Genomic DNA, 16,417 nt, shown 5'->3' with positions numbered 1-16,417 from the left:
TGTCATCGTAAAACTCCTTTCAAATAGTTTAAAAGAAATTCTACGAATAAGCTGTTTCATTTTAGGGGGTAGTTACAGCTATCCTCTACATCAGTTACTTTCTTATTCGCTATTCTTTCAGGTCAGGTTTACAAAGTGTGCGGTTACACGCCACTGTTTAGAGGCGAATACCCGCGTAGTGAGAGACCAGCCAAGAGTAGGGGTCCCGCTTCTGCCATCTTGGAGGCGATATTTTTAGCACCCGCCAGATTGACTAACTCCACCACAAAATTTACTTTGCGCAAGACACACAAAAATATCAAAGTGTATCCGGCCGACTGATATTCGTAATTCTGTCAAAAACGCGCTTTATGTACAGTTTTGTAAATACAAAATCCTATGTATTCTGGAACAGAACTTTTAAATATAAAGGCTAGGTTTAGGTGGTTTGTGAGTTTTAGTCTTCTTATATTTCATAAGTTCTTCCATTTGTAATTTTTGTGGGGCGTTTATTTAACTGTCTCACACAATAAGGTAATTTTAGGTGAAGTAACTATGTATGAACTAAATATAAATGAAATAGAAAGTGTTAATGGTGGAGTTCTGGCTAATATTGGAATGGGTGTAGTAGGAGCTGCTTCTTCTATGGCTGGCTATGCCATGAGCAGTTGGGGCTCAGGCTTGAGTGGATCAGGATTTGCGGGTGCAGCTGCTGGAGGTTTTGTATGGGGCCCAGGTGGCTTTAATGCGGTCAGTGCTACGGCTGGGGCCGCCACGGCAGGCTATGTTACGTATCGCTTGAGATAGCGCAATTAATGATAAAATAAAGTTCTACTTAAAGAACTTTATTTTATCAAGGAGAAAAAATGACTAAAACAAAATATAAAAAGATAGCAGCTATACTAATTTCAAGCCTATCGGCGGTTTTAATAAATTCACTTATTACGTTACTCATTCCTGATTTTGATAATAATTTAAGTGTTGTTTTTGTTGCGATCATAGCTGCCAGTATAATGGGAGAGTTTTGGCCTGATGACTTTCAACACATAAGATAGTCCCGAATTCAGATAATAAGTGCACCATTCATTGTTAAACGGTGAGAAGAGATCAACTGCCTGTTGGTGGTACTCTGTAATCGCCAAAAAACATGAGTAGTTACCATGAGGTACAAGCAGTTGATCGAAGGACAACGATACCAGATCGAAGCCTAATTACGCGAGGGTTTCAGCTATCGGGAGATAGGGAAGCGGTTAAAGGTGAGTCACAGCACGATTAGTCTTGAAGTGCGTCGCAACAGAATTCGGAACAACCACTACCTGCCTGAAGCTGCTCAGGCTAAGGCAGTCAAACGACGATGTCAGGCTGCGAAATATAGTGTATCAGCGCTGACTATTAATTTCGTCGAGTTCGGGCTGAGCCAGAAGTGGAGCCCCGAACAGATTGCAGGCGTGGGCAAAATTATTGGTCATATCGTCAGTCATGAGTGGATTTACGGCTTCGTACAGCGCGATAAATTGCGCGGTGGAAAGCTCTACAAGCAGTTACGACATGGCCACCGTAAATACCGTAAAGGCAGCTACGCGAAGCGCGTTATTATTCCGAATCGGGTTGGCATTGAATGCCGTCCTGCCATAGTAGATAAGAAGAAACGGTTCGGTGACTGGGAAGCCGATACGGTATTAGGCAAGAACGGCACAGGTGCCATCGTGAGCCTGGTTGAACGAAAAAGTAAGCTGTACCTGATACGCAAAGTGCCAGCGAAAAGCGCAGAAGACGTGAGCAGGGCCATGATTGCCATGTTGTGGCGCTACCGTTGCCACGTTCGCACTATTACAGCGGACAACGGCAGTGAATTCTGTGACCATGAAATGGTTGCAGAGAAGTTGAAGACGGACATTTACTTCGCCAACCCGTATTCATCATGGGAACGCGGCCTGAACGAAAACTTCAACGGGTTGCTGCGGCAATATATCCAAAAAGGCACGGATTTATGGACAGTAACAGACAAGCAAATTGCAGACGCTCAACGGGCACTTAACCTTCGGCCAAGAAAGTGCCTGGGATATAAACAGCCAGCAGTGGTGTTTGATAAATTACGTGGTGCGGCTTAATTTAGCGAGTGGTGCACTTCGGGGTTGAATCCGCGAGTCACTTTTCATACCTCGTGTCTTACACAATAGCCAAAATGTTGCCTGCACGCGCACCTGTGCCTGTATTCGGCTCAGGGCTTCATGTCTGGCTTTCCCCGAATTACATTAAAGTGAGTGTTAACATACGAACACAGTATGGGGCTGGCAGCTCTGTAGCTATTCTTCAGCCTCTTTGAAATCCCCGAAAGCCGAACCCCCACGTGTAGGAAGACTTTAAGCTGCTGTGTTTGCCATTTGATCATCTGCCTGTAACGCATGGTAAATACTTCAGTTTATCTGGCAGCCAGAAAGTACTATCTACCGCCAACTGATCCTTTTTTAACCGTTATGCATTTATTAATGTAACTGGGATTATACGAAGTCGTTAACACGCTATGTATCTTTCAACGATAAAAAATCCCTGCGCAGAGTGCTTAAGGAGTAAAAAATGGAAAACTGGACTACAACCCCGTTTGAACCATGGGCGGGCTTAGCAGGCGGTATTCTTATTGGGTCGGCAGTGGTATTGCTACTGCTGACTCTTGGGCGTATCGCGGGGATATCGGGTATTTCTGCCGGCGCAATGACAAAAAGCGGATTCGAACGACATTGGCGGTTAGCATTTTTAGCCGGAATCATTTTGTCAGCAATACTCTACATTGCGCTAATGGGCGGCTTTGCGGTCCAGACTCAGTTAGGCTCAGGTTGGATGATAATTGCAGGGTTATTGGTAGGCTTCGGTACCCGATTGGGTAGCGGCTGTACTTCTGGTCATGGTGTGGCCGGAATCGGTCGGCTATCGCCGCGTTCGATAGTTGCCACGATGATATTTTTTGGTGCGGCGGTGATCACCACTAATCTCATAAGACACTTTTAAAAGTAACCGAGGAGCAAATTTATGAAAGCACTTGCCACCTCCCTGTTTTGTGGATTTATTTTTGGATTAGGCCTCATTATATCTGGGATGAGCAATCCGGCGCGGGTCTTAAATTTTCTAGACTGGAGTTCTAACTGGGACGCGACCTTAGCGTTTGTTATGGGAGGTGCGATTGCTATCGCAGCCCCGGGAATTTATTGGGTCCGTAAAAGACAGGGACCGGTATTCACAGATAAGTTTGATATCCCCTCGAGCACCAAAATCGACACAAAGTTAGTTTTAGGCGCCGCTATTTTTGGAATAGGCTGGGGCATTGGTGGATTTTGTCCTGGCCCGGGGGTCGTAGCATTGGCGACGTTACAGCCTGATGTAGTGTTATTTGTGGTTGCGATGCTTGCCGGTATGCTGGCCCAGCATTGGTTAAAATCGAAATCGTCTACATGAGACGGTTAAAACTCTTTTCGACGAAGGCATAGGAGAAAATAATGAAACTCAAACGCATCGAAACACCCGGGATTGCGCATTATGCATGGCTACTGGCTGACGAAGGCGAAGCCATGTTGGTGGATCCGGCTCGCCATGTACAAGATTATGTTGATGCAGCACGTTTGTTGGGAACGCGCATAACGCATATCGTTGAAACCCACCGTCAGGAAGATTTTGTGATGGGGTCGGCGTGGTTGGCCAGGCGCACCGGCGCAAAAATCTACAATGGTAATTTTGAAACCTTTGGTCACGGTGATGTTCGGTTAAAAGATGGCGATACTTTTCGTGTAGGTAAACTACTTATTCGTGCTTTACACACCCCCGGCCATACTCCTGAAAGTATGAGTTATGCGGTGTATGAAGACGAGAATGCCGAGACAGCCTGGGCTATATTTACCGGCGATACGTTGTTTTTTGGGGATACCGGACGCTCAGATCTCCCGGCTGAAGACAAATCGGTTGAAAATGCAGCTTGTATCTATGACTCGGTGCATAAAAAACTGGCGGGTCTCGGCGATACAGCATTAGTTCTACCTGCCCATGGTCCAGGCTCAGTGTGCGGTAGCGGCATGGCAGAGCGATCGTGGTCAACATTAGGCGATGAAAAAACTTACAATAATGTATTTACTCTCTCACGTGACGAATTTGCACAGAAGAAAGGAGGAGAGCGCATCCCCCGTCCACCATACTTTCGCACGATGGAGAAAGTTAATTTAGATGGCGGGCTGCCGCCTAAGCTCAGAAGCGGTGATGTGCCCCTACATACTGTTGACGATTTTGACAACGCAAGTAGGGGCGAGCGAATTTATGATACACGCTTGCCTGAAGGTTTTGCGGGAGGCCATATTAGCGGTAGCTATAGTATCTGGGAAGGCGGTTTGCCGGTATTTGGAGGATGGCTGGCCGAAGCCGACAGTCCTATTTATCTGGTTACCGAGGGAAATGTGAATATCGACTCTGCAGTGCGTCATTTGAGTAATATCGGATTAGATAATGTTCGAGGAGCATTGGCTGGCGGGTTTGAAGCGTGGCGGGATGCCGCACGTGAATGGGAATCGAGTGGATCAATTTCGCCACGGGCATTAAAAGACATGGACAACCCACAAGTATTAGACGTGCGAGAAAGTGATGAATTCGATAGCGGCCACATTCCCAATGCAAAACATTGTTATGTGGGATACCTGGAAGATAAGCTGGACGAACTTTGCTTAGATAAAAATCAACCGGTAATAGTGACCTGCGGTGTAGGCCACCGGGCCGGGGTGGGAGTGAGTATTTTATTAAGAGCAGGCTTTATGGATGTACGAAATTTGTTAGGTGGAATGAAAGCATGGAAAGGGCTTGATTTTCCAACCGAATAATAAGTACGACTGAAAGGGTAAGGCTAAGGTAACGTCCTATGGATAGGATAGCCTTTGTCTTGGCTGTCGGCTCTTGTCTAATGCTTTATCTACGTGAGTATTTCAGTTAAAAATCAATACGGCTTTAAATAACAGTTAACTGGCCATTAGCAGAATTTCTGCTTTTGGCCATGTCTAATAACTTATAACAATTTAGGACTGTTTCCTCCCATACATCGATGGGATACGTATCATTTTATCATCGATGCCAAACAGTCTGATCTAATCTGAGTTTTAGAATGAACACACATTATTAATAACAGTGAAAAAAAGGAAATTGTAAAATGTAATTTTCGATTTCTTTAAATCAGATGTTGACATTAAAGGGGGGCGGTGGAAAGCTGATTTGATCGATAGTTTATATAGGGATATATTATGAATATCAGATTATACTTAGTCATCGCTTGTGCCGGCTTTCTTTTTTCATGCGGCTCCTCGTCAGACGATAACCCCGCACCTCCACCTGCCGAAAAAGAACGAATACCTCTCTTGTTCAGTTTTTCAGAGAGCGCTCAAGGCTTTGAAATTGAAGTCGCGGATTATCAGGTTGAACATGAAGATAACGATAAAATAATTTCAAAAATATCTCAGCTGCCAGAACCATACGAATATAGAAAGGGGATTGAGTTTGGTTGGTTCAATTATTCGGCCGATATCAAAGGTTATATAAAAAAGCGTATTGATGTTTTGAGTCCATCAACTATGTACGACGTCAATTTCAAAGTCGACATTTTGACCATTGAATCCGAAGAATGTTCTGGAGCTGGCGGTGGTCCGGGTTCTTCTGTTCAAGTTAAGTCTTCCATATTACCAAGTGAACCTAATCGATTTATTTCAAATGAGGGCGACGTAGGCACCTACAGGGTCGATATTAATGACGGTCAAGGTGGCGGCGAGGATGTAGTTTACCTGGGAAGTATCGGGTTGCCAATTTCCTGTGAAGCTCATATAGAGTCCCCTACATGGGAAATTAAGACATTAAGTAATAGTGAAAGTTTTTCAATGAGTACGGGAAGCACCGGTGAAGCCTGGATATATGTCTCAATTGATTCAGGGTTTGAAGGTGCTACAACAGTGTATATTACCGATGTGGAAATTGAGTTTGAAGAGCGTTAAAACATGAGGGAATAAAAAACTGAGAAGAAGCACGGGACAGTCCTTCCTTGCATTCCTGTAAATACACAACAATTTGTTTTAAAAAAGATTTGTTCTCTTTATTTGCAGCGCTATGGCATTGACTATTAATACCTATAGGAATAGCTCGATAGGTTAATTAACAGGTAAGCGGTGAACACAAAAGTGTGTATGTTCAGCGCTTGACCTGGGCAAGTAGGGTGAATGGAAAACCAAGTCGTGCCGTAAACATACAAACACTGAAGCCTAAAAAAAGCTTCAGATAATTGTGGATGTCAGTAGTTATAAGAAGCTCGTCGAAAAGGAGCCAGGCGGGTACACCCAAAATACAGGTTGCGAGTACAGCTGAAAAAATACTGACAGTTAACGAAGTGCCACAGGTTTGGCATGTAATTGTTTCGTGTATTAATAGCTTTGTTTTCGTAGGCATCCCTATAGTACTTTTGCAACAAGGGCAGCGATTTTCATTTATACACATGGTTACGCTCCAAAAAAATGAGCGGACAGCCTGGCCGTACGCTATTATAGCTAGCGGATGACTAATTTGGCAGCGTCGTAAGGCTCCGCCAGCCATGGCTTGCGAAGCAAACCTTACCGTTTTATATGAGCGATACGCCTATACTGCTCCTACACCTACCCAGTAAAGCGCTACTATTCCCCCACTAATATCATTCGTTTTCGCAACAGTTAGATCTCTTACTTTATGTTTCTTTCATTAAAATTACCTATTCCGCTAATTATATTATTGGTTAGTGAAATATAATTTACAGCGGCTTATGGTCAAAAGTAACTGGACTCATGTTCAATATTTTAGTTAATTCTGGTGCTAAATCGCTTTGCGATGATAGCTATCGTAAAGTTCACGCAGATTTACGTGATATTGATGAAAACACAGTGTTAATAGAGGCTCATAACAGGAGCATGGGCAAGCTCATGAGACAGACCCTCCTTGCATCTGCTATCAGCTTCTTAGCTTCTGAATGAAGTTCTTCAGACCGTTTAATGTAGGGGGGGCCGCAAAAAACATAGGAAGGGGAAGTGCCTGTCCTAGTTACTCGTTATTTACTCCAGTTTCGCCATTTCCTATTTAGTCCCTGTCCTCACTGTACCCATGTGGCGGCCAGCTACAGTAAACTTTTTCTCTTAAGCAGCTTTTATATCAGTTAACCACGAAGCTGTAGCCGCAAACGGGTCGAACTATACGTTGCAATTGCAAAGCCAACGCAAGGCGAATTTTTTTCAAGTGATTGTGTTGTTTAACTGCTTATTTTGTTAACTTCATGTAAAGCAGTTTGGTGAGTGGTGGCTGCTAACGAAGTATTTTGTTGCTCTTGGATCGTCGTATTCGGATTTACTCACAAGGAAACTATCAATGACAATCACTAAAAGTACCAATCCTACACGGACTTTACTTGCACTTTCTATTGCCGCCTGTCTGGTAGGGTGCGGTGACAACGACAGCGACTCTTCAGATGAGCAGGACGGAGGCACGCCACCATCACCGCCAATAGTAAGCGGGCCAGTGCCTGCTTTTGATAGCGATGGTACGTTAAATGCCGATATCACATGGACCACCTATGGTGTGCCTCATGTTAAAGCCGATAATCTTGAAAGTATGGCTTACGGTGTAGGCTACGCATTTGCTCGAGACAACATGTGTGTCCTTGCTGATCAAATTTTGAAATACAATTCTCAGCGCGCAAAGTATTTCGGGCCCGACTTGCTGCCAGGTAGTGGTGACTCAGAGCACCTCATCAACGACTTTGGGTATCTTACTTTAGGCATCCGAGAGTTGGCCGAAGATAATTTACCGAGCCTTTCAGATAATTCGCAAGCTATGTTTCAAGGGTACGCAGCTGGCTACAACCGGTATTTAAATGACACCCCAATAGAAGAACAGGATCAAAGCTGTGCAGGACAGCCGTGGGTTCAGCCTATCGATAGCGTAGATTTGCTGACCTATTCTTTAGGTGTTGCCCTATTGCCCGGCGCGTCTAACTTTTTAGCGCCGATGTTCCTGGCGGCGCCTGAAGGCGAAAATTACCTACCAACCCCTGCGTCTGCTGCATCAAGTCAAACTACATCTGCAAAAACCGTGTCTGGTACACCACGTACTACGTTGAACATGACGCCAACCGTTACGCTGCCAGAAAGAAATCCCCAGGAAATGGGGTCAAACGGGTGGGGATTAGGCAGCGATAAAACCACTAACGGGAAAGGAATGGTCTTAGGTAACCCTCACTTTCCTCACACGGGTAACTTACGTTTTTGGAACTTCCATGCGCAAATTCCGGATTATCTGAACGTAACGGGTAGCTCGTTAATGGGATTACCTGGTGCAGTGAATATTGGGTTTAATGAAAATGTAGCCTGGACTCACACCTTTTCAACAGCCGAGCATTTTGTGGTTTATCAATTAAGCCTGGATGAAAACGATACATCAGGAATGAGCCATGTGGTAGATGGCGATAAAGAAATAATTCATGAAAAATCATTGCAAATCGAAGTCGCTACCGGCGATGGTCAAACCATAGCCCTCAACAAAACATCCTATTACACCAATTATGGGCCAATGATAGAAATTCCGGGTAACTTTGGGTGGGATAACGAAAGTGCGTTTGCCATTAAAGATGCGAACTTACCTAATTTTGATGTAGTGGATCATTGGCTGGCAATGAATATGGCGTCGTCTATGGACGAGTTTAAGCAAGCATTTAAAGATTATGATGGCGTAATTTTTAATAATACGATGGCAGCCTCAGACGATGGGCAAGTTTTTTATATCGACGACTCAACCGTGCCAAACCTTAATGAAACGGCCATCAATGAATTAACGACCAATCCTCGTCTTATACAAACCAAAGCTGCGGCGGGCTTTACCGTATTGCCCGGCAATAGCTCACAATTTGATTTTGATGGGCCTGTTCCGTATGAACAAGCACCAAAATATGAGGGTGCCGATTCGGTACAAAACTCAAACGATAGTTTTTGGTTAACAAATTTATCTTCGCCTATAACCGGTGTAAATCCGCTTTACGGAAATACTGAAAATCAACAATCACTGCGCTCAAGAATGGGACAAAAGTTTATTGAGACTGAAGCGGGAAGCGATGGCACCTTTACCCCACAAGAAGTAGAAGATCTATTGTTAAACAATCGCAGTTACCTGGCCGAAGACATTCTACCCAGTCTTTTACAAACGTGCACCGAGCAAAGCAATGCGCCAGTGAACGTTGATGGAGAAGATGTAGATATTTCTGATGCATGTGATGCCCTTGCGATGTGGGATAGTACAATGAACACATCAAGTGTGGGTGCACATGTGTTTAGAGAGTTTGCCTTTCAATTTAGTCAGGAACCTCAATGGGAAGTCCCGTTCTCTCCAGATGCTCCGGTCACAACGCCTTCTGGATTAGAGCAAAACGGGACTACCTTGCAGCAACTCGCAAAAGCAGTGCAGGTGATTGAACAAGCGGGCGTTGCTTTTGATGCCACTTTAGGTGAGGTTCAGTTTGTAGAGCGCAGTTTACCCGATGGTACTGCGTCGGGCGAAAAACTACCGTGGGGTGGTGCACACAACATTGAAGGTGGGTTTAATGTATTTGATAGCATCAGAGGCCGTGATGAAACGCTGCTTCCAAGACATCGTTATGAGCCAGTAAACACCGATACCATTATGAGTGCAGAGGGTAACGGCTACCACATTAATTATGGAACCAGTTGGGCAATGGTGATTAGTTTTACTGATGAAGGTCCGCAAGGACGGGGAATATTGACGTATTCACAATCTCGTCAATTTGGTAGCGAACACTTCTTAGATCAAACCAGATTGTATTCTGAGCAACCCACACTGCGAGATATTTACTTCACGGATGAAGAGATTGAAGCAAATACCATTGAGAAAATTACTCTGTCGTCACAATAAGAGGTTCACGTTGCCATAAACTAAGGCCAGACATAACCCGACACGCTAAGCAACGGGATGGTAAATGCCAGGGAAGGCAACTGTTCTGTTGGTGCTCTATTGGCGCTGCGGGGTTACCTGGCCGGTGACGCCTGGCCGGATTCTGATAAGGCTTGCGCCAGATCATAATTGCCCTGGGACAGCGCGATATCAGAAACAGAATTACCAGATGCATCCTGGTGCCGGGGGTTGGCCCCGCTGGCGATAAGCTCATTCACCAACTCCTGGCGATCAAACAGGCTGGCAAACATCAGCGCTGTCTGGCCTTGCTGGTTTTGTGCATCCACATTGCAATCGGTAAACATCAACTGCTTTGCTACGCTTAAATGGCCTTTAAATATTGCACCCATTAATGCGGTATTGCCACGCTTGTCTTCCTGACACGCATCGGCATGTGCAGACTCTATTAAATAACCCACGGTATCTTTGTGGCCATGGTAAGCCGCCAGAATAAGGGCTGTATAGCCTTTTTCGTCGGTAACATTCACATCCAGACCTGCGTTGTAAAATGCAGCAAGCAGTGGCTGATTGCCTGCCCGTGCAGCATCAAAATAACGGGCTTTTAATGTTTGCGCATCGGGCTCAGCGAAAGCTGTGGCTGATATGAATAACAGGCTAAGTGTCAACATTACGCTGCTTAAAAGACGGCTTTTCATTGTCGGTTACTCCAGGTTTTATCAAAAACAGGCCCTGCCATAAACAGCAGGGCCAAACGGTGTTACTTGTGCATGGCAGCCAGGCTTTCAGCTACCTTTTTAGCATGCTTGGCACGCTCAGCCTGTTCTGACATAAGCGCTTTCGCTTCTGCCTTCACATCACTCATCGAAACCTTAGCCAATTTTGCTACACCGGTACCGTACGCCTCATCGGCGTTGTACATGTAAGCACTGATAATGACGCGGATTTCTTTGTTATCCACACCGGCCAGTGTGCCACCCATATTTTCAATTAAGTGCTGCTGACCTTCTTTAGACAGGTTGCGATAAAAATCACCAGCCTGTTTGAAGTTTTGTTCCTTATAAAAAGGTATTTGCTGGGTCATACCTGCAAGCGGCTTCCTTGAGTAGCGGTATTGGCTATCTTCGTTCAAATCGACCAGACGGCTTGGCTGATAGTTCACATCGCGTTTGGAGTGCGTGGTGCGCAACTGGCCATGCTGTTCGTGGTTATTGATGCTCGCGTTTTTTGGTGTATTCACCGGAATACGGTAAGCATTTACACCTAAACGATAACGTTGTGTATCAGCGTAAGAAAACAAACGTCCCTGCAGCATACGGTCTTCTGATGGCTCGATACCAGGGATCAGGTTGCTTGGCGCAAAAGCAGCCTGTTCGGTTTCTTCAAAGAAGTTGTCAGGTACGCGGTTAAGCACCAGGCGACCGATTTTACGGGCTGAAACCAGCGATTCAGGCCAGATTTTGGTGGTGTCTAAAGGGTTAAAGTCGAAGTCGTCTAACTGCTCTGGCTCTAACTCCTGCAGATACAAGTCCCACGATGCGGTTTCGCCTTTTTCACCAATACGGGTATAGATATCAGTCGTATGTGGCTGGAAATCTTTGCCCTGCATTTTCACCGCTTCATCGGCGGTAAAGTTTTTAATCGGCTGGTTGGCCTTCCAGGTAAATTTCACATATTTGTAGTCGCCTGACTTATCGACAAATTTAAATGCATGAACACCCGAGCCATTCATGTTCAGATAGCTGGCCGGCGTACCAAAGTCAGAAAACAGCATGGTTAACGCATGAGTCCCTTCTGGCACATGAGAAAAGAAATCGAAAATTCGGCTGCCCTGCTGCACGTTAGTTACCGGTGAAGGCTTGAACGCGTGCACCATGTCAGGAAACTTCATCGCATCACGGATGAAGAACACCGGAAAGTTATTACCAACCAAATCCCAGTTTCCTTGTTCGGTATAAAACTTCACAGCAAAACCACGGGGATCGCGTAGCGTTTCAGGTGATTGATGGCCATGAATTACCGCAGAAAAACGAACAAAAACATCGGTTTTTTTACCTTTTTCCTGAAACGGTGCGGCCACAGTATCATCAGATAAATCTTCGTAGTTTTCATAATAACCATACACACCGGTTCCACGGGCATGCACCACACGCTCAGGGATCCGCTCACGGTCAAACGATGCCAGTTTCTCGATTAAGTGAGAATCCTGAAGAAGCACAGGCCCCCAGGGCCCGGCGGTTTGTGAATTTTGGTTGTCGCCCACAGGGGCACCGTTTTGTCGGGTCAGGGTATCGGCCTGAGCTGACATACTTAATATCCCTGCGGTAACGCAGGTAAAAAACAATTTTGAAAACACGGTCTTCATGCGAAGCTCCTCAATCAAGTGTTTATCTGTACGGTGAAAACCAGTCAATCCGCGTATCTTCCAAACTACTGATGCGCTTACATCCAGTGTTGTTTTATCGTTAGTCTGTTTGGAAAAATATATTAGGAAAAAGGTTTTTAATCTAAAAATTCTGTTTTTAGATGGACTGGATTATTGCTGATAAAAAAATTTGTTAACATCGGGAAAATACTATCCTTGTAATCTGTTTTCCGTATCAGGCTTATTCGCAGTATTGAACAATACCCTCATTGACCCGGTGAGCCGTGCACTACAAAGGCGTTCAGAGTTGTTTTTAACCCGGGGCCCGGGCGGGGGTTTTAGCCAGAGGGAAAGTGGCTGCCCTACTTGCAATTCCATTTGTGATTCGATTAGCGATGCAGTTCTAAACCCAACTTTTTCATACCAAAAATGGTTTAAAATCATCTGATTATAAGACTGTAAATTTTTTGTAATTATTACTAAATAAATAGTAAGTGTTGCGTAACTCTGCGCGCTGAGCTCAATTGGCTCATTTTGAAATGAGACTGGTTGTCCCTTGTACCCTATAGAGTTAAAAGCTTTCAATTATAATTCACGAATTTGCACGAGCTGGCTTAAGTTTTGCCATTTATATGTTAGCTGCATGCTGAACACACAATCAGCGACGTAATTTAGAACGCAAATTTATTGTTTAATTGAGGATTTGATTATGGAAAGAGAAGTGCGTGGAACACCCGCAGCTACAGCGGGTAATTTAACGACTCTGGATGGAGTGCGTGTTAGCTGGGGTGCCATATTTGCCGGGGTTGCCTCAATGATTACATTAAGTTGGCTCATGCTATTGCTGGGTTCAGCCATTGGGGTTGGTATTGCCGATGCAACGGATCTATCAGCAATGGGCAATGGGCTAGGTATAGGTTCGATTATATGGATCTTGCTAAGTACTATTATTGCAACATTCGCAGGCGGGCTAATTGCAGCAAAAATGGCTGGAATAATAGATGACCGTATTGGCGCGCTACACGGTCTGACTGTGTGGTCAGTTGGTACATTACTTATCGTACTGTTGAGCGCTTCTGGTATTGGCGGCGCAATGAACGCTATCGGAAATGCACTGGGTACAGCCAATGATGCCAGCGCATCGATTGTAAAGAGTTCTAGCGAAGGAAGCCTGATCCCCGAGTCTGTGAAAACAAGCGTGGCGGCGATTGTTAAGCGCCAGGCGGGTAGCATACTTAGCGAAACAGGTAAGGACGGAAGCGCGCCAAATTCAGGTGAAGTCACATCGGCTATCGAATCATTGAATGCTGAAGACTCAGCGGCTATTTCAAGCGCGCTTATCCAGGGTGATACTGAAAAGGCTCGGGAACAATTAACCCAAAGAACAAACCTTTCAGATGATGAAGTAGATTCAATCATCCAGGGAGCTGAAGATAAAATCGAGAGCTGGAGCAACAGTGAAAATGCTGAAGAAGCACAGAAGTGGGTGAGCCAACAAGTTGCTAGTATCAAAAGCTCTGTAAGCCAATCGGTAAGTGAAATGGCTGGTAGCGAAGTTTCGGCACAAGAAGTTAGCCAAACAGTAAATAACCTAGACTCAGACACTATGTTTGAAGCAGGTCAGTATCTTATTACTGGTCAACCTGAAATGGCTAAAGATGTGTTAGCAATCAACACTAACTTGTCTGAAAGCGAAATTGAAGCCGTTGTAAAAGGCGCTGAAAAAGAAGCTAAAGAACTGGTAGATGAAGCTAAAGCTGAATTGAACAAAGCTTCAGAAACCGCCGCTACCTATACGCAGGCAATCTTATGGTCAGCATTTATTGCTGCCGCCTTAGGCTTAATTGCTGGTTTAGTGGGTGGTCACCTGGGTGCCGGCACCGTACGCCGTGTATATTCAGTGAAATAATTATTTGCCCCCTGATTTAAGGGGGCATCTGACATATTGATAATTACGAGGGAAAAACATGAAAGTAGGTCTCTTAGGATTAGTTGTATTACTTTTACTAGTAGGTGCACTAGTGCAGAACGTTTTTGTAGGCGGGTTTGGCGGGGTTTTATTACTGGTCTTACTGATTTTGTTCCTGACCGGACGTTTATAAAATAAGTACTTAATGCAAAAGCCGTTTACACATGTAAACGGCTTTTTAGCGTTCAGGGCCTGTAAACACCAGCGTCAGGAAGCTAGAAATGGGTGTTCAGTTGCTCAGGCCTGATATAAGTAATAGTTTTTCCCCCGCGCAGCACCAAATAGGACAGTCACTCGTTGCAATAATAGAGCACCAAGTAGGAGCACCAAGTAGGACAGTCACTCGTTGTATTTTCAATTAGTTCAGGCGCTTGCCACTTGTTCATCTCCTGTGCCAGGAAGCCGTCCACAAACCCTCTTCAGCGACCACTATTTGGCTCATTTTTCAGGAATATAGGTAGGGAATATAGATAGGACAGTAAGATAGAATATCATCACCAAGAAGTCATACAAGTAGCACACAAGTAGGACAGTCACTCTCAACTAAAGAATAGGGCGGTAATACAAAGCAAAGAAAGTGACTGTCCTATTTGCGCTTTTTCGGTTACCGGCTATCTAATACTGGTCAGGTCAAGGTTCAGGTCAAGGTTCAGGTCATACCGCGTACTGCGTCCACCACCGGGCCGTTGCACAAGGCAACCTAACTCCACCAGCGCCGCTAGGTCGCGGGTGGCGGTGGCTTTACTGGTCGAAGCAATGCTTTTGTATTTACCGGCATTGATCCCGTGCTCAAACTCGTCAGGCGCTGCATCAAATAGCCTGTTGATGACCTTACGTTGCCTGTCATTTAAACCGGCATCCTGAAACACCTGCCAGAACCGGGCTTTGTCCAACGTACGCTGGAACTGGACGATGTTGCGTTGTACCGCTTCGGCCAGTACTTTTAAAAACCACTGAAGCCACGCCGTGACCTCGAGGCTGCCTTTTTGTGTAGACTCCAGCGTATCGTAGTAGCTGCTGCGGTGGCGCATGATAGCCGCGCTCATACTGTAGAACCGTACGCTGTTATGTTCATCCTGTGCCAGTGCGCGGTCAGCCACGGCGCGGGTGACCCGGCCATTCCCGTCTGAAAAGGGATGCAGCGTGACCAGCCACAAATGAGCCAGCCCGGCTCGCAGTAACCCATCTATGTCCTGTGACTCATGGTTAAACCAGTGCAGGAAAGCGTCCACCTCATACGGTAGCAGGTCGCTGGGCGGCGCTTCAAAGTGAATGATTTCCCGGCTGCCTCTTCGCGAGGCCACAACCATAGGGTGGCCGGGTTCATCTTCACACAACGCGCCTATGATCGCTTCTTTTGGCATGAACAGTGGCCGGGTAGGGAACAAGCTGACCTGCCAGTCAAACAGCGTTTGCTGAGTTAAGGGCGTATCGACATTCGCAACGGCGTCAGCCAGCATCGCCACCAGCTGGTCCGTTTCTTCGGTACCCGGCTCAACGCCAGAGTTATCCAAACCTAACCGCCGGGCAGCCGATGAGCGAACCGAAGATACATTTAATGTCTCACCCTCAATGGCACTGGTTTGGATGGCTTCCTGTACCAGTGTGTTCATCTGCGTTTCGAGCGCATCTTGGTGGTTAAGGTGCTCGGCATGGCCGGTGAGTTTTCCTTGTAACAGACGCACTTGTTTCAATAACGGTCCAAGTGTTTTACTGTCGTATCGAAAGTGTGGCCAGTCTGATTGTTGCCAGATGTACATAAGGTGACACTCAATGATTTCGATAATTGAGCCGATTATAAATCATTATTCGGCTCAAAAGTAGCCTTTGAATATCAATTTTTGAGCCGATTGTCGATTGTTATTCGGCTCATCGTATTTTTAGTTGTTCATTCAAAAAATATACAGCGAAATATACAGGACAGTCACTCCTAGCATTTCTCTTAGCAATGACGCCTGGGACTTAAACCGTCCTTCCCTTAAATGCCCGGTGTAAGCATCTTCTTTATTAGCCTGCCGGACAATGTATTCGTTGAGAGCGGGATATATAGGACAGTCAATCAACGTTAACGTATACAGAGGTAATTCAAAGCAAAGAAAGTGACTGTCCTATTCGCTTTGCCTTTTAATTTTACGGCAGCGCACAGGCTGCATCGA

The 16,417-nt window shown here is 45.4% G+C and carries 12 protein-coding genes and 1 pseudogene; 10 read left to right on the top strand and 3 right to left on the bottom strand.

Annotated elements, in window-relative coordinates; translation table 11 throughout:
- Nucleotides 1–534: 534 nt before the first annotated feature.
- From JK130_RS12685 to JK130_RS12645, 9 genes and pseudogenes are all read left to right on the top strand, one after another.
- Nucleotides 535–786 carry a hypothetical protein gene (locus JK130_RS12685; RefSeq protein ID WP_218354696.1) on the top strand — a complete coding sequence of 84 codons (252 nt, stop codon included), beginning with the start codon at nt 535–537 and terminating at the stop codon, nt 784–786.
- Between the two features lie 59 nt (nt 787–845).
- On the top strand, nt 846–1,034 hold the full coding sequence (locus tag JK130_RS12680; RefSeq protein WP_218354695.1) for a hypothetical protein: 189 nt from the start codon (nt 846–848) through the stop codon (nt 1,032–1,034).
- Nucleotides 1,035–1,139: 105 nt separating this feature from the next.
- Nucleotides 1,140–2,090 (top strand): annotated as a pseudogene (locus tag JK130_RS12675) (IS30 family transposase).
- Nucleotides 2,091–2,556: 466 nt separating this feature from the next.
- Nucleotides 2,557–2,985: a YeeE/YedE family protein gene (locus JK130_RS12670; RefSeq protein ID WP_218354694.1), complete on the top strand. Its 429-nt coding sequence runs from the start codon at nt 2,557–2,559 to the stop codon at nt 2,983–2,985.
- Between the two features lie 21 nt (nt 2,986–3,006).
- Nucleotides 3,007–3,429, top strand: a complete 423-nt coding sequence (locus JK130_RS12665; protein WP_218354693.1) for a DUF6691 family protein — start codon at nt 3,007–3,009, stop codon at nt 3,427–3,429.
- A gap of 41 nt (nt 3,430–3,470) precedes the next feature.
- A complete protein-coding gene (locus JK130_RS12660) occupies nt 3,471–4,832 on the top strand; it encodes an MBL fold metallo-hydrolase (RefSeq protein WP_218354692.1) in 1,362 nt (453 codons plus the stop codon).
- A gap of 414 nt (nt 4,833–5,246) precedes the next feature.
- Nucleotides 5,247–5,987 (top strand): hypothetical protein, encoded by a 741-nt coding sequence (locus tag JK130_RS12655; protein ID WP_218354691.1) that lies wholly within the window; start codon nt 5,247–5,249, stop codon nt 5,985–5,987.
- Between the two features lie 816 nt (nt 5,988–6,803).
- Nucleotides 6,804–6,989 (top strand): hypothetical protein, encoded by a 186-nt coding sequence (locus JK130_RS12650; protein WP_218354690.1) that lies wholly within the window; start codon nt 6,804–6,806, stop codon nt 6,987–6,989.
- A 388-nt stretch (nt 6,990–7,377) separates the two neighbouring features.
- Nucleotides 7,378–9,930, top strand: coding sequence for an acylase (locus JK130_RS12645; protein ID WP_218354689.1), 2,553 nt, complete (start codon nt 7,378–7,380; stop codon nt 9,928–9,930).
- Between the two features lie 113 nt (nt 9,931–10,043).
- On the opposite strand, the gene JK130_RS12640 is transcribed toward JK130_RS12645, so the two are convergent.
- Both JK130_RS12640 and JK130_RS12635 read right to left on the bottom strand, forming a co-directional pair.
- Nucleotides 10,044–10,625, bottom strand: coding sequence for an ankyrin repeat domain-containing protein (locus tag JK130_RS12640; protein WP_218354688.1), 582 nt, complete (start codon nt 10,623–10,625; stop codon nt 10,044–10,046).
- Between the two features lie 62 nt (nt 10,626–10,687).
- Nucleotides 10,688–12,235 (bottom strand): catalase, encoded by a 1,548-nt coding sequence (locus tag JK130_RS12635; RefSeq protein ID WP_281420723.1) that lies wholly within the window; start codon nt 12,233–12,235, stop codon nt 10,688–10,690.
- A 766-nt stretch (nt 12,236–13,001) separates the two neighbouring features.
- On the opposite strand from JK130_RS12635, the gene JK130_RS12630 reads away from it, so the two are divergent.
- Entirely contained in the window at nt 13,002–14,201 is a 1,200-nt protein-coding gene (locus tag JK130_RS12630) for a hypothetical protein (protein ID WP_218354686.1), read from the top strand.
- Between the two features lie 671 nt (nt 14,202–14,872).
- Here the strand turns inward: JK130_RS12630 and JK130_RS12625 are convergent.
- Nucleotides 14,873–16,021: a Fic family protein gene (locus JK130_RS12625; RefSeq protein WP_218354685.1), complete on the bottom strand. Its 1,149-nt coding sequence runs from the start codon at nt 16,019–16,021 to the stop codon at nt 14,873–14,875.
- Nucleotides 16,022–16,417 lie beyond the last annotated feature (396 nt).

The organism is Alteromonas lipotrueiana, assembly GCF_019249245.1.
In the GTDB taxonomy this organism is placed as follows: Bacteria; Pseudomonadota; Gammaproteobacteria; order Enterobacterales; family Alteromonadaceae; genus Alteromonas; species Alteromonas lipotrueiana.
This window is presented reverse-complemented; position numbering and strand designations above follow the sequence as displayed.

Coding starts and splice junctions, on each gene's coding strand:
- JK130_RS12655 (WP_218354691.1), top strand. CDS start 5,247: ATGAATATCAGATTATACTTAGTCATCGCTTGTGCCGGCTTTCTTTTT.
- JK130_RS12640 (WP_218354688.1), bottom strand. CDS start 10,625: ATGAAAAGCCGTCTTTTAAGCAGCGTAATGTTGACACTTAGCCTGTTA.
- JK130_RS12685 (WP_218354696.1), top strand. CDS start 535: ATGTATGAACTAAATATAAATGAAATAGAAAGTGTTAATGGTGGAGTT.
- JK130_RS12660 (WP_218354692.1), top strand. CDS start 3,471: ATGAAACTCAAACGCATCGAAACACCCGGGATTGCGCATTATGCATGG.
- JK130_RS12670 (WP_218354694.1), top strand. CDS start 2,557: ATGGAAAACTGGACTACAACCCCGTTTGAACCATGGGCGGGCTTAGCA.
- JK130_RS12625 (WP_218354685.1), bottom strand. CDS start 16,021: ATGTACATCTGGCAACAATCAGACTGGCCACACTTTCGATACGACAGT.
- JK130_RS12650 (WP_218354690.1), top strand. CDS start 6,804: ATGTTCAATATTTTAGTTAATTCTGGTGCTAAATCGCTTTGCGATGAT.
- JK130_RS12645 (WP_218354689.1), top strand. CDS start 7,378: ATGACAATCACTAAAAGTACCAATCCTACACGGACTTTACTTGCACTT.
- JK130_RS12630 (WP_218354686.1), top strand. CDS start 13,002: ATGGAAAGAGAAGTGCGTGGAACACCCGCAGCTACAGCGGGTAATTTA.
- JK130_RS12635 (WP_281420723.1), bottom strand. CDS start 12,235: ATGTCAGCTCAGGCCGATACCCTGACCCGACAAAACGGTGCCCCTGTG.
- JK130_RS12680 (WP_218354695.1), top strand. CDS start 846: ATGACTAAAACAAAATATAAAAAGATAGCAGCTATACTAATTTCAAGC.
- JK130_RS12665 (WP_218354693.1), top strand. CDS start 3,007: ATGAAAGCACTTGCCACCTCCCTGTTTTGTGGATTTATTTTTGGATTA.